Genomic DNA, 13,645 nt, shown 5'->3' with positions numbered 1-13,645 from the left:
AAACGCAAATACTTACCCAAAACCGGGAATCGCCTGTTGCCCCAATCGCGATCAGCTTTATACTTGCTCCCCGTTTGTGCACCGCTCTAGTGCAATCGGCTGGAGCGTTGTCACCCCCTCCATTCTCCATTCAGAGCCGCCGTAATAATGAGCCTGTTCTCCGCTGTCGAAATGGCACCACGCGATCCAATCCTGGGCCTCAACGAAGCATTTAACGCCGATACTCGTACCAGCAAAGTCAATCTGGGGGTCGGTGTTTACTGCAACGAGGAGGGACGAATTCCACTCTTGCGTGCCGTTGTCGAAGCCGAAACGATCCGGGTTGCTCAACATGCGTCGCGCGGCTACCTGCCGATCGATGGCATTGCAGCCTATGACCAAGCGGTGCAGAAGCTGCTGTTCGGCGCAGAGTCGCCACTGCTGGCGGCTGGCCGTGTGATCACCACCCAAGCCGTTGGCGGTACAGGTGCGCTGAAAATTGGTGCTGACTTCCTCAAGCAACTGCAGCCCAATGCTGTGGTCGCGATCAGCGATCCAAGCTGGGAAAACCACCGCGCGCTGTTCGAAACCGCTGGTTTCCCGGTGCACAACTATCGCTACTACGACGCCGCCACCCATGACGTAAACCGTGTCGGCATGCTCGAAGACCTCAACGCCTTGCCAGCCGGTTCGATCGTTGTCCTGCACGCTTGCTGCCATAACCCGACCGGCGTCGACTTGACCCCGGCTGACTGGCAGAACGTGCTGGACGTGGTTAAAGCCAAAGGCCTGATTCCGTTCCTCGACATGGCTTACCAGGGCTTTGGCGACGGCATTGCTGAAGACGCCGCTGCTGTACGCCTGTTCGCCGAATCGGGCCTGAACTTCTTCGTTTCCAGCTCGTTCTCCAAATCGTTCTCGATTTACGGCGAGCGCGTCGGTGCACTGTCGATCGTCACCGATTCCAAGGAAGAGAGCGCGCGCGTTCTGTCCCAGGTCAAACGTGTCATCCGCACCAACTACTCCAACCCGCCGACCCACGGCGCAACCATTGTTGCCGCGGTGCTCAACAGCCCAGAGCTGCGTGCCCAGTGGGAAGAAGAACTTGCCGAAATGCGCCTGCGCATTCGCGGCATGCGTTTGCAGATGGTTGAGTTGCTGGCGAAAAAAGCCCCAGGTCACGATTTCAGCTTTGTTGCGCGTCAGCGTGGCATGTTCTCGTACTCGGGTCTGACCGTTGAACAAGTGGCGCGCCTGCGTACCGAGTTCGGCATCTACGCGCTCGACACCGGTCGAATCTGTGTCGCTTCACTGAATCAGAGCAATATTGAAGCGGTAACCGATGCCATTGTTCAGGTCATCTGAATAATGCTGTGAGAAGTCATCGAAAGTGTTGACTTCTCTTTTTATATCAGTAAGATAGACGCCATTCCGCGATAGCTCAGTTGGTAGAGCAAATGACTGTTAATCATTGGGTCCCTGGTTCGAGTCCAGGTCGTGGAGCCAGACACAGTTTCAGAGAAGGTTTACAGCCCCTTTGAAGCTTTAGAAAAAACCGCCTTCGGGCGGTTTTTTCGTTTCTGCGATCTCTGTCGGATGCCGCACCGCCATTTCTGGAGTTGCTGCGTGCTTGGCACAAGAACAGATCCCAATCGCAGGTGCGGGCTAGCCGTCGATTCCTTGCGTCAGGGTCTGAAGTTCTCCCCGCGAATCCATCCAGTCAAGGAACGTGCTCACGGGCACCCGATGAATGTGTTCAACCCATTGCACGCCATCAAGGCTGTACTGCTCGATGTAGCGACTGAGCACGATGTGATCCCGGTCATCTGACAGGCGCAGGCTGGTTTCGCTGCAATGCAGGGTACTGTTGTCAGGTTTTATCAGGCGCTGCTCCAGGAGCAGGGGCGCGTTTTCGGCAGGCATGGCACACATTCTTGGCGACGGGGGGCAGATGCTCGCACTTGCGTTTTGCTTGTGTATGTCTGCTTTATTGCGAAGTTGAAATATATGACGGACCGCGCCGAATAGTTTTAGATATGAATTCTTACAGAACTTAAGTGACACGCCGGTGAGCAGCTTGTTGATCGTAGACGATGACCTTGAGGTCCTTGCGCTACTGAAGAAATTTTTTGAACAACACGGGTATTCGGTGGAAGTCGCTGTCGATGGCGCGGCACTGTGGGCGGCGATAACACTCCAGCCCCCGGATTTGATCATTCTCGACCTGATGCTGCCGGGAGAAAACGGTCTGGCTCTGTGCCAGCGTCTGCGCCAGCAATACCCAACGCCGGTGATCATGCTGACCGCCATGGGCGAGTTGAGTGATCGGGTTGTTGGCCTGGAAATGGGCGCTGACGATTATCTGAGCAAACCTTTCGATGCCCGTGAGCTTTTGGCTCGGGTGCGGGCGGTGCTGCGTCGCGCGGGAGAGAGCCGGCCGTTGACCGCAGAAGTGCCGCGGCCATTGCTGAAGTTTGCGGGTTGGCAACTGGACCTGACTCGCCGCGAGTTGCGTTCGCCGGATCAGGTGATGATTCCGTTGTCAGCCGGGGAGTTCGACTTGCTGCTGGTTTTTCTCGAGCACCCGCAGCGCATTCTGACGCGGGAGGTCTTGCTGGACTTGGCGCGTGGCCCTGCCCATGAGGCGTTTGATCGCAGCATCGACGTGCAGGTCAGCCGTCTGCGCCGCAAGCTGGAGTTCGACAGCAAAGGGGTCGAGATGATTCGCACCGTGCGCAATGTGGGCTACCTGTTTACGCCCGGCGTGGTCCGCCAGTGAAGGGCTGGTTTGCAGGTGGGTGCCTGCGTTCGCGTGACACGATCACGCGCTGGATTGCCCTGACCACTCTGGCTGCGATGCTCACAGCACTGGGCTTCAATGCCTTGTTTACGAAGTTGGCGGGCGTCTGGGCATACCCCCCTTTAAGCGAAATCGGCTTGCTGGATAAAACGGCGTTAACCACCAAATTGATCGAAGCCTCGCCCAGAGAAATGCGCGAACATTTGGCGGCTGTGGCCAGTGACAGCAACTCGAACATCACTTGGCACGCCACCTATGAGGAAATGCACTTACCGTCGATTCCTGACGATGCCCAGCGCACGGCCACCCTTCAGGCGCAGCGTCTGTTAAACAAATCCGAGCAGCAACTTGAGGTCTTCCAGCCCAGCGACTGGCCCCAGGGAAATGGCCATTACGCATTAGTGGTGCAATTGACCGATGGCTCCTGGCTGATGTTCAGCGCTGTGTCACGCAGTTGGGGGCTGAGCGAATGGCCGCGCACGCTGATCTTGATCGTTCTGGTGCTGTTGTCCACCATGCTGGTCGCGCTGGTTGCCACTCGTCATCTGGCCCGGCCTTTGCGGCACTTTGCCGAGGGCGCCCGGCGTTTCGGTGTCGACTTTAGAGCGCCCCCCATTGAACTGGTAGGTCCTCGAGAAATCCGTCAGGCGATCCTTGCCTTTAACGCCATGCAGGCGCAATTGCAGCACTTCATCAAAGACCGAACGCAGATGCTCGCGGCCATCTCCCATGACTTGCGCACCCCGTTGACGCGTATGCGCCTGCGCGGTGAGTTCATTGACGATCCCGAGCAGCAGCAGCGGCTGTTTCGCGATGTCGACGAGATGCAGGCCATGATCAATTCCAGCCTTGAGTTCTTTCGTGATGACGCCCGGCTTGAACCAGCCACGGCATTCGATTTGGCTGAACTGCTGCAGACCCTGATCGACGATTTTCGCGACCAATCCATCGACATCGCCTACAGCGGCCCGCCTAATCTGGTTTATTTCGGCCGTCCGATGGGGCTCAAGCGTGTCATCAGCAACTTGCTGGAGAACGCGGTGAAGTATGCCTGTGAGCCGGCCATAGAACTGAGCCGAGATGCTCAAAAGGTGACCATTCTGGTGCGTGATCAGGGGCCGGGTATTCCCCCTGAAAGCTACGAGCAGGTGTTTGTTCCGTTCTATCGGCTTGAAGGCTCACGCAACAAAAATACGGGTGGAGTCGGGCTGGGATTGTCAGCTGCCAGAGCGATTGTGCTGGAACAAGGTGGCGCACTGACACTGAGTAATCGCAAAAGCGGGGGCTTGGAAGTGAGGGTCGTATTACCGGTATTGAAAGGAGAAAACAGGGGGTAACACGTATCTCCTGTGTGAGTGGGCTTGCCGGCAGGTGCTTGCCAGCCCCAATGACTGACGGTGGCAGAGGCCGCGATCGGGATGAGAAACTGCCCAAGGAAACCCCCACTGTTGCCCATCGACAGAGCCGTGCCTGAGCGTTGTGCGCCTGCCAACGGTGCCAGTTCGGCGTACGCCACGCCGTGCCGGATCGACACCACAATACCCGTCAGAATCACGGCGATGGGCAGCGCAAGGCTGGCCAGAGCAGACTTTTATCAGCGGGGTATTTGGGGGGGCTATCGAACTCCCGAACCACAATGTGATTTAAAAGCCATCGAACAATAACCTTAATCTGTGTTCGCAGTATTTTAAGTGGGTTGATCAGGCATTGGACGGCCGCTTATGTATTCGTGGGCAACACCTGTCATTGGCCGATATAACAGTGGGCATTCATCTGTACCGTTATTTCTCTCTGGATATAAGTCGCCCTGACTTACCGCCTGTTTAAGCCTGGTATGAACGTCTGCAACTACGGGCGGTGTTTCGCGAACGTGTCATGATGCCTTTTGACGAACTTTGAGGGCGTCTTGAGTATTAAACGATCCGCGGGTGAACCCCGCAATCGGGCTAATCCGCTCTCATGAGCTTTAGTTGTTCACCCTGACATGTAGGCTCTGGCACTACTGCCGCTGTCATGTCTGCATTTATGTGTGCCGCAGAATCACAGGAGGTGTGAATCCACGTCACAGCCAATTGATAGACGCTGTGGGGGCACAAGAGTATGTTTTACACATCACGTCTCTGACGTAATCAGTCATTGCACTTTCGGTATTCAAGTTGCCTATAAAGCCTGGCGTGACCGTTCATGGTCAAAGTGGTCGGCTGTGTTCGACAGGCTGAATACAACTAGAGCGTTCGATGCCCAGCCTACCTGGGAAAAATTAACAGCAGAGCAACGCAGTGACGCCCTGGACCTTATAGATACAGAGATTTTGGCGCGTCGCGAAGAGTGGGGGCATTTGCGCTCGCGGGAGGAAGGCAAAACCCTGGCCGAAGGTGTGGGTGAAGTGGCTCGCGCTGGGCGGGTTTTCAAATATTACGGCTCGCGGGAGCAGGGCAGCAATGCCCGCGAATTTTATACAGGCGTTAAAACCGCCTACACCTTGGCCTGATTTTATGACTGATATAACGCAAATAAGCGGCACCACACGGGTGTACGCCATCATTGCCGACCCGATTCACCATGTGCAGACACCGCAGGCGATGAATAAGCTTTTCTCAACGCTTGGGCAGGACCGTGTGCTGGTGCCTTTTCATGTGTCGCCTGCTGACCTTGCCGTCGTGGTTACGGGGTTGCGTGGTATTCAGAGCCTCGATGGGTTTATTGTCACAGTGCCGCATAAAACCGCCATTTTAGAACTTTGCGACACCGTCTCTGATGCTGCTCGGCTGGTCGGTGCGGCCAACGTTGTCACCCGCTCAAGCGATGGCAAATTGCACGGCGAAATTCTCGATGGCGACGGATTTGTGACCGGGCTGCGCCAGGCGGGTATCGAGCTGGAAGGGCGTGCGGTGTATCTGGCCGGGGCTGGCGGTGCTGCAAATGCCATTGCTTTTGCCCTGGCAGCCTCCGGCATTGGCTGGCTGACGATTGCCAATCGCAGTCAAGACAAAGCCCAGGCACTGGTTGATCGGTTGTCACGGGCGTTTCCTGATCTGGAGGTCTCGGTCGGCACTTCGGACCCCTCGGGTTATGACTTGGTTGTCAATGGCACGTCTCTGGGACTGAAAGAGGGTGATGCACTTCCCTGCGACGTGACACGGTTGTCTGCCGAGCAGGTCGTGGCAGAAATCATCATGCAGCCCGTCATAACCCCCTTGCTGGCGGCCGCGCAAAAAGTTGGCTGCCGGACACACGAAGGACTGCCTATGTTGCTCTGCCAGATTGAATTGATGGCAGCGGCGATGGCCTCTAAAAAGAACGAGTCGAGACATGAGTGCGTTTGATTACATTATTGTCGGCGGTGGCACCGCGGGCTGTATTCTTGCCAATCGTTTGACCGCCTCCGGCAAGTACCGGGTATTGATGCTTGAAGCGGGTGGCGAACCCAAAGGTTTCTGGATCCCGATTCCGGCAGGCTTCAGCAAGCTATTGGTCGACAAGCGCTACAACTGGCGTTTCAAGACCCAAGCCGAAGAGAACACCCGTGGCCGTGAAATTGCAGTGCCGCGTGGCAAAGGGCTGGGCGGTTCGACCCTGATCAACGGCATGATCTACGTGCGCGGTCAGCCGGGTGATTACGACGCTTGGGAACACAGCGGTGCCAAAGGGTGGAATTTCGCCACGCTCAAACCGTATTTCAAGAAGATCGAAAATTACCCGCAAGGCGATCACCGCCGGGGTCATGATGGCCCGATGCACCTTGAGCAAGTCAAAGAGCGCTACCCCATCTGCGATGCGTTTATGCTCGCGGCCAAGCAGGATGGTCAGCCGTTCAATGGCGATTACAACAACGATGATGAGCAAACCGGTTTCGGTTATTACCAGGTTGCTCAACGTTTTGGGCGACGCTGGAGCGTAGTCGACGGCTATCTGAATCCTGCGCGGCGTCGGCCCAATCTGACGATCGAGACCCATGCGCATGTGCTGCGTCTGGAGCTCAAGGGCGCTCGTTGCACGGGGATTACCTACCGCCAGCACGGCAAGGAAATTACCGTAAACGCCACTCAAAATGTGATCTTGTGCGCGGGTGCGATTCAATCGCCGCAGATTCTCGAGTTGTCGGGTATTGGTCGTCCCGACGTACTTGAAAAAGTAGGCATCACCGTCAAGCATCGTTTGGACGGGGTAGGTGAGAACTACATCGACCATTTTGCGACGCGCATGAACTGGAAGTTGAAAAACACCATCACGCTCAATGAAATGGCGCGCGGTTGGCGTTTGGGCATGGCGGCGGTCGAGTATTTCACCAAACGCACCGGCATTCTGACCCTGGGCACCGGGTTGGTGCATGGCTTTGTGAAAACTCAGCCGAGCCTGCCCACCCCTGACGTGCAGTATTTTGTCGTGCATGCCAGCTATGCCAACGCAGCAGAGCGGATTCTCGACAAACATCCCGGGTTTACCATCGGGGTCAGCCAGTTGCGGCCCACATCCACCGGGAGCATCCATATCCAGTCTGCCGACCCGGCGGTCATGCCGGCGATCAGGCCTAACTTTCTGAGCGTGGAACAAGACCGGACCAGCTTGATCGAAGGCATGAAAATCGCCCGTCGGATCATGCAACAGCCCGCCATGCGTGCCTTTGTAGAGATGGAAACCGGCCCAGGGATCGACGTGCAAACTGACGAACAATGGCGTGAGTTTGCTCAGACCAATGGGCAAACCATCTATCACCCGATTGCGACCTGCCGCATGGGTGAAGACGCTGGCGCGGTGGTTGACTCCTCGCTTCGGGTGCGTGGATTGACGGGTTTGAGAGTCGTGGATGCGTCGGTCATACCCTCGATGATCTCCGGCAACATCCAATGTGCAGTCATGGCGGTGGCAGAACGGGGTGCCGACTTGATTCTGGGCGATGCTTCGTTGCTGTGACGCAGTAGTCGCTGAGGACCGCTGCGGTGTATCAGGTACACCGCAGCGCCCGGATTTACGAGGACTGCGTCCTCGATCGCAGCCTCGCTTCGCTCATCAGCGGGTACAGCGTGTGCCTCCCATCAGGCATTGGCAAAAGTGCCGCTCAGCGCATCCGCCGCCTGCTCAAAAGCGGTCTTTATTTCCTCGATCACCCGGTTGTTGTGCTCAAAGGAAATATACAGCCGACCATAAGGCGACGGCATGATCAGCACACCCGCTTCGCGCAATGCCAGATGCAGCGCCTGGGTGAAGGCTGGATTGGCAATCTTCTCGGCTTGCTCGTAGGTCATCGGCGCTACAGCGCCTAACCAGATACCAAACACATTGCCATAACCGCTGGTGGTCACGATCAGGTCGTGGGCTTTGAAAATCGCCTCAATCGCTTCACGCAAGGTATTGCCACGTGAAATCAAGTGCTCGTAGTCGCTGTTATCCAGCTGCGACAACGTGCTGGTCACCGCCGCGCAAGCCATCGGGTTACCGCTGAATGTCCCGCCGCGAATCACTCGGCCTTCTTCAAAGCCCGCCAGGATGTGAGGCTTGGCGACGACCGCAGACACCGGAACACCATTGCCGATGGCTTTGCCCACGCTGGCAATGTCCGGGTTCAGGCCTTCGCGCAACCCCGCCAGCCCTGGATACAGGCGAAAGCCCATCAGCACTTCGTCACAGATCACCAGAGCGCCATGCTGGTGGGCGATGGCTTGCACGTGCTTGAGGTAGCCGGGCAGGGCCATGATGCAGCCCGCATTAGCAAGCATGGGTTCCAGCACCACCGCGGCAATGTCGTTGTCTTCGGCGAACAGCCGCTCGACATCGTCGAAGTCGTTGAAACGCAGCAGGGTCGTGCGCTCAGTCGACGGGCGCTGGCCGTCCTGGAAAGTCGCTTCTTTGGAAGTGACGTTGCCATAGCTCACATCATCGAACCAGCCATCGAAGCCCGCCGCCATTTTCGCAATCTTGCCGCGGCCGGTATACGCGCGGGCAGCGCGGCAGGCGAGGTGAACCGCCTCGCTGCCCGAGTTGGTGAAGATCACCTTGGACAGCTCGCCGGTGTGCTTGGCCAGGTCAGTTGCAGCGCCATGCTCGCGAACATGCGCCCAGGACGGCGCAGCACTGTCGCTCAAGGCCTGGCTGACGGCGGCGTTGACCGCGTCATTGGAGTGGCCTAGCAACACTGCCCCAAAGCCCAGCGCGGTATCGATGTATCGACGTCCTTTGTCATCCCACAAGTAGGCGCCCTTGCCGTTGCGAATAAACAGTTTTTCACCTTTTAGATCAGGCAGGATGCGGGCAGCACTGGAAACATCACCCACTAGGTTAGGCATAAAAACCTCTGAATTGTGACAGTAGTTAACCGTCCCGGGCTTTTAAGCCCAGGAGGGTTTCACGGCGTTGGTTAGCGAGCCAGAAAAGGCGGCGGTTGTTTTCTTAGTGTTGTTTTATTTTCAGTTTTTCGTTACGACGTCGAAGTACTTCAAGGGTCAAGAGCATCAAGACCGATAGGATGACCATGATGGTGGCGACCGCAGCGATATTGGGGCTGATGTTTTCCCGAATGCCCGAGAACATTTGCAGTGGCAGGGTTCGCTGTGAGGGGCTGGACAGAAACAGTGTGACCACCACTTCATCAAACGACGTGGCAAAGGCAAACAAACCGCCTGAGATCACGCCGGGCGCAATCAGTGGCAAGACCACCTTGAAAAACACTGTCAGCGGCGGTGCGCCCAAGCTGGCGGCAGCTCGGCTCAAGTCGGTGTTAAAACCCTGCAAGGTCGCGTTGACCGTAATGACCACGAATGGAACCCCAAGCATTGCATGGGCCAGTACCAGGCCCATGTAGCTGTTAAGCAATTGCAGCTTGGCAAAGAAGAAGTACAGGCCCACTGCGACGATCACCAGCGGCACGATCATCGGCGAGATCAGAAAGGCCATGATCACGCCCTTGAAACGGAAGTTGCCCCGGCTCAAGCCCACCGAAGCCAGGGTGCCGAAGATCATCGCCAGGGCAGTAGCCGCTGGGGCAATGAGGAAGCTGTTTTTGAAGGCCTGACGCCATTCTTCGGACGACATCAGTTCTTCGTACCAACGCAAGGAGAAACCGTCCATTGGGTAGGTGAGGAACGATGACGAATTGAATGACAGGGGAATAATCACCAGTACTGGAATGATCAAAAACAGCAATACCAGCAATGAGACTGTGACCAATCCAAATCGGGCGAGTTTTTCGGCCGTAGAAGCATAAGGCTGCATCATCGTCATGACCTCGCCTGGTTTGGATTGGTGAGTTTGCCGTACACCCCATACAGCAGCAGGGTGGCAATCAGCAGCAGGCTGCCGAGTGCCGAGGCCATGCCCCAGTTAACGGTTTTGTTGGTGTAGAAGGCGACGAAGTAGCTGACCATTTGATCGGCCGCACCGCCGACGAGCGCCGGAGTCACGTAGTAACCAATGGCGAGAATAAATGTCAGCAGCGCGCCTGCGGCCAGGCCGGCGAAGGTTTGCGGAACGTACACCCGCCAGAACGCAACGAAAGGGTGGGCGCCGAGTGATATGGCCGCCCGCACGTAGTTTGTCGGGATGCTTTTCATCACGCTGTAAAGCGGCAGGATCATGAACGGCAATAACACATGGGTCATCGCGATGATCACGCCCGTACGGTTGAAGACCAGTTGCACCGGCGCATCAATAACGCCCAGAAACAGGAGGGAACGGTTGATCAGGCCATCAGACTGCAACAGCACGACCCAGGCGGCGGTGCGCACAATCAGCGACGTCCAGAAAGGCAGCAGCACGCAGATCATCAGCAGGTTGCTTTTGCCTTCTGGCAATGTGGCCAGCCAGTAAGCGACCGGGAACCCCAGCAGCAGGCAGAGAATCGTGACCACGCCCCCGATGTAGAAGGTGCGGGCGAAAATATCGACATAGATCGACTGATTGGGGTCGGCCTTGACGATGCTGCCAGTGGCGGAGTCGATCCGGTGGTCGAGCGCGGCCAACAGGAAGTACGGGGTGAAGGTTGACGATGCCTGCTTCAACGCTTTCCAGTAGTTAAGCTCACCCCAGGCGCTGTCGACAGCAATCAACGCGTCACGTTTGGAGACCGTGCTGCTGTCCGGAAGGTTGCGCAGGGTTTTGTTGATGACGGTCCTATACGCGGGGATTTCATAGCTCAAACGCTTGGAAAGCGCACCGATCTGACCCTTTTCTTTGGCATTGGCCAAGTCGGTGACCAATGCCGCGTAAGCCAGTTCGCCCGGCAACGTTTTGCCTTTCCAGGTTGCCAGCGCTTGTGTGGTAGCCGGCAGTGCCGTGTTGACATCGGGGTTGTCGACGCTGCGCGTCAGCAGGGTGCCGATGGGGAAGGCAAAGCACACCAGTACAAACAGAAACAGCGGTGCGATCAGCATCAATGATTTGAACTTATAGGCACGCTCGGATTTTCTGAGCCTGGACCTCAGGTCGAGCGTGTGCAGATGGGCTGTGCCGGGGCGGATGACTGCGGACTGACTCATAATCGACGACTCAGTGTGTGGTCACATCCAGCGCACGAATGTGCTCTGGTGCCCAGGAAAGGGAGATCGAACTGCCGACAGTCCAGCGAGTGTTCATTTGCGATGCAGGCAGCTTGATCATGAAGTCCGCTTGTCCGGCTATTTCAGTGATCATGCGAACGTGGTCGCCCAAGTAAATGTATTCCTGAATTCGAGCGGTCAACGGGGTGCTGCCCGCGGGGCCGACAATCACGCGTTCCGGTCGGATGCACAGCGCCACTTGATCGCCCGGCTGAGCCTCGACCACCGAGATGGCACGGATCAGACTGCCGTCAGCCAGACGGGCCACGGCGTGATGCTCGTCGCGGTAAACGAACGTACCGATCAGGGTGTTGTTTTCACCGATGAACTGCGCCACGAAGCTTTTATTCGGTGCCTCGTAGATAGCGGTCGGGGTGTCGATCTGCTGAATGACGCCGTCATTAAAGACGGCCACGCGATCAGACATGGTCAGCGCTTCGCTTTGGTCGTGTGTCACATAGACCACCGTCAGGCCGAGTTGCTGGTGCAGGTGTTTGATTTCCAGCTGCATGTGCTCGCGCAGTTGCTTGTCGAGCGCGCCGAGGGGTTCGTCCATCAGTACCAGCTTGGGTTCAAACACGAGCGCGCGTGCCAGTGCGACACGTTGCTGCTGGCCACCCGAGAGTTGCGCAGGGTAGCGTTTTGCGAAATCGGTTAGTTTCACCATGTCCAGGGCGCGGCGTACTTTTTCTTTTCTGTCGACGCTGTTCATTTTGCGGACAGAGAGAGGGAAGGCCAGGTTTTGCTCAATGGTCATGTGCGGAAACAGCGCATAGTTTTGAAACACCATCCCGATATCGCGCTTGTGCGGCGGGAGGTTGTGCAGCGGTTTGTCTTTGAGATAAATCTCGCCGTGAGTCGGCGTTTCGAACCCGGCCAGCATCATCAGGCTGGTGGTTTTGCCCGAGCCGGATGGGCCGAGCAGGGTTACAAATTCTCCCTCTTTGATATCAAGGTTCAAATCTTTAACAACGGGACGCAAACCGTCGTAGGTTTTCTGGATATTTTTAAAGCTGACCAAGTGTTTCACGGGGTAATCCTCACTCGAGAGCAGGCACACATCCTCTTCGCGACTCGTCTGCATCGGCATGCACAATGAACAAGCCATGGTTAATCGCTAAAGTCGCGTGACCTGCCACCTGGAACCAGGTGGCAGGGTGACCAAAAGAAGAGGTGGGGATTTACTTTTGAGCGACCCAGGCGTTGAAGCGTTCGGTCAGAGGCTCAATGTTTTCAACCCAGAACTCGACATCGATCGGGATCGATTGCGCCAGGTTTTCCGGTGTGGTTGGCAGCGTGTGTTTCAGGTCTTGCGGTACAAAGTCGTTCGCCTTTTTGTTGGTCAGGCCGTAGGCGATGTACTTGGGCAGCTTGGCTTGTTCTTCAGGTTTGCTGGAGAAGGCGATGAAATCCATGGCGGCAGCCTTGTTCTCGCTGCCTTTGAGCACGGCCCACGAGTCGATCGCTGATACGCTACCGTTCCACAGGAACTTGAAGTTTTTGCCTTCGTTGTTGTTGAAGCCGGTGATACGTCCGTTGTACGAAGAGCTCAACGCGATGTCACCGGATGACAGCATTTGCAGCGGTTGTGCACCCGCTTCCCACCACACGATGCTTGACTTGATGGTGTCCAGCTTTTTGAACGCACGGTCAACGCCTTCAGAAGTGCGCAATACGTTGTAAACCTCGGAAGGTTTTACGCCGTCGGCAATCAGAGCGAACTCAAGCGCGTATTTAGGGCCTTTGCGCAGGCCGCGTTTGCCAGGGATTTTTTCCAGGTCAAAGAAGTCGGCCCAAGAGGTCGGGGCGGTCTTGAGCTTGTCGCCGTCCCAGGACAGGCCGGTATTCCAGACGATGTTGCCGACGCCGCACTCGTTCACGGCTTCTGGAATGAAATCAGACTTGTTGCCAACCTTGGTCCAGTCTATCTTTTCAAACAGGCCTTGTTCACAGCCGAGCGCGAGGTCTTCAGCTTCAACTTCGACGACGTCCCAGTTAGGGTTGCCGGCTTTGACCTTGGTATCGAGAACACCTACACCGCCGTCCCAGGTCTGATCAAGAACCTTTTGGCCAGTTTGCTGACCGAAGGGTGCGAAAAACAGCTCGCGCTGAGCGTCCTGAAAATTTCCTCCCCAGGAAACAATCGTAAGATCACGGGCGCTCGCAGTTTGGGAAACTGCAAGTCCAATGAGGGCAAGTCCATATGCTGCAACAGCGTGGCGTGATTTATGCATTTTTTAGCCTTTACGCAGATGTTGTTTTATTGGGCGGTAAAAATTTTTACCACTCGTGAGTTGGCTAGGCAAGCTTTATTTCTGGCCTGGCCGACAAAACC

The 13,645-nt window shown here is 56.4% G+C and carries 12 protein-coding genes and 1 tRNA gene; 7 read left to right on the top strand and 6 right to left on the bottom strand.

Annotated elements, in window-relative coordinates:
• Positions 1-147 precede the first annotated feature (147 nt).
• Positions 148-1,344 (top strand): amino acid aminotransferase, encoded by a 1,197-nt coding sequence (locus ACIQYF_RS21355; RefSeq protein ID WP_402865779.1) that lies wholly within the window; start codon positions 148-150, stop codon positions 1,342-1,344.
• 65 nt (positions 1,345-1,409) lie between these two features.
• A tRNA-Asn gene (locus ACIQYF_RS21350) sits at positions 1,410-1,485 on the top strand.
• Positions 1,486-1,644: 159 nt separating this feature from the next.
• Here ACIQYF_RS21350 and ACIQYF_RS21345 read toward each other — a convergent pair.
• On the bottom strand, positions 1,645-1,902 hold the full coding sequence (locus ACIQYF_RS21345) for a hypothetical protein (protein ID WP_402865777.1): 258 nt from the start codon (positions 1,900-1,902) through the stop codon (positions 1,645-1,647).
• A gap of 145 nt (positions 1,903-2,047) precedes the next feature.
• Between ACIQYF_RS21345 and ACIQYF_RS21340 the strand changes: the two genes are divergently transcribed.
• The 5 genes from ACIQYF_RS21340 to ACIQYF_RS21320 all read left to right on the top strand — a co-directional run bounded on the left by ACIQYF_RS21340 (position 2,048) and on the right by ACIQYF_RS21320 (position 7,693).
• On the top strand, positions 2,048-2,758 hold the full coding sequence (locus ACIQYF_RS21340; RefSeq protein ID WP_402865775.1) for a response regulator: 711 nt from the start codon (positions 2,048-2,050) through the stop codon (positions 2,756-2,758).
• The gene (locus ACIQYF_RS21335) at positions 2,755-4,116 is read left to right on the top strand and encodes a sensor histidine kinase (RefSeq protein WP_402865773.1); all 1,362 of its coding nucleotides are present in this window, start codon (positions 2,755-2,757) and stop codon (positions 4,114-4,116) included. The genes ACIQYF_RS21340 and ACIQYF_RS21335 overlap by 4 nt, the downstream gene beginning before the upstream one ends.
• Before the next feature lie 866 nt (positions 4,117-4,982).
• Complete coding sequence (locus ACIQYF_RS21330) at positions 4,983-5,270, top strand: aldehyde dehydrogenase family protein (RefSeq protein WP_402865771.1); 288 nt, start codon at positions 4,983-4,985, stop codon at positions 5,268-5,270.
• Between the two features lie 4 nt (positions 5,271-5,274).
• Entirely contained in the window at positions 5,275-6,105 is an 831-nt protein-coding gene (locus ACIQYF_RS21325) for a shikimate dehydrogenase family protein (protein WP_402865769.1), read from the top strand.
• Positions 6,092-7,693: a GMC family oxidoreductase gene (locus ACIQYF_RS21320; protein ID WP_402865767.1), complete on the top strand. Its 1,602-nt coding sequence runs from the start codon at positions 6,092-6,094 to the stop codon at positions 7,691-7,693. Before ACIQYF_RS21325 ends, ACIQYF_RS21320 begins: the two co-directional genes overlap by 14 nt.
• A 122-nt stretch (positions 7,694-7,815) precedes the next feature.
• On the opposite strand, the gene ACIQYF_RS21315 is transcribed toward ACIQYF_RS21320, so the two are convergent.
• The 5 genes from ACIQYF_RS21315 to ACIQYF_RS21295 form a co-directional block, all read right to left on the bottom strand.
• Positions 7,816-9,063: an aspartate aminotransferase family protein gene (locus ACIQYF_RS21315; protein WP_402865765.1), complete on the bottom strand. Its 1,248-nt coding sequence runs from the start codon at positions 9,061-9,063 to the stop codon at positions 7,816-7,818.
• Positions 9,064-9,166: 103 nt separating this feature from the next.
• Complete coding sequence (locus ACIQYF_RS21310; RefSeq protein WP_402865803.1) at positions 9,167-9,991, bottom strand: ABC transporter permease; 825 nt, start codon at positions 9,989-9,991, stop codon at positions 9,167-9,169.
• 2 nt (positions 9,992-9,993) lie between these two features.
• A complete protein-coding gene (locus ACIQYF_RS21305; protein ID WP_402865763.1) occupies positions 9,994-11,250 on the bottom strand; it encodes an ABC transporter permease in 1,257 nt (418 codons plus the stop codon).
• A gap of 10 nt (positions 11,251-11,260) precedes the next feature.
• A complete protein-coding gene (locus ACIQYF_RS21300) occupies positions 11,261-12,340 on the bottom strand; it encodes an ABC transporter ATP-binding protein (RefSeq protein WP_402865761.1) in 1,080 nt (359 codons plus the stop codon).
• 151 nt (positions 12,341-12,491) lie between these two features.
• Positions 12,492-13,544 carry an ABC transporter substrate-binding protein gene (locus tag ACIQYF_RS21295; protein ID WP_402865759.1) on the bottom strand — a complete coding sequence of 351 codons (1,053 nt, stop codon included), beginning with the start codon at positions 13,542-13,544 and terminating at the stop codon, positions 12,492-12,494.
• Positions 13,545-13,645 lie beyond the last annotated feature (101 nt).

This window comes from Pseudomonas sp. NPDC096917 (assembly GCF_044762555.1).
Taxonomy (GTDB): Bacteria; Pseudomonadota; Gammaproteobacteria; order Pseudomonadales; family Pseudomonadaceae; genus Aquipseudomonas.
Note: the sequence above shows the minus strand (reverse complement) of the source record. Positions and strands in the feature narration are given on the sequence as shown.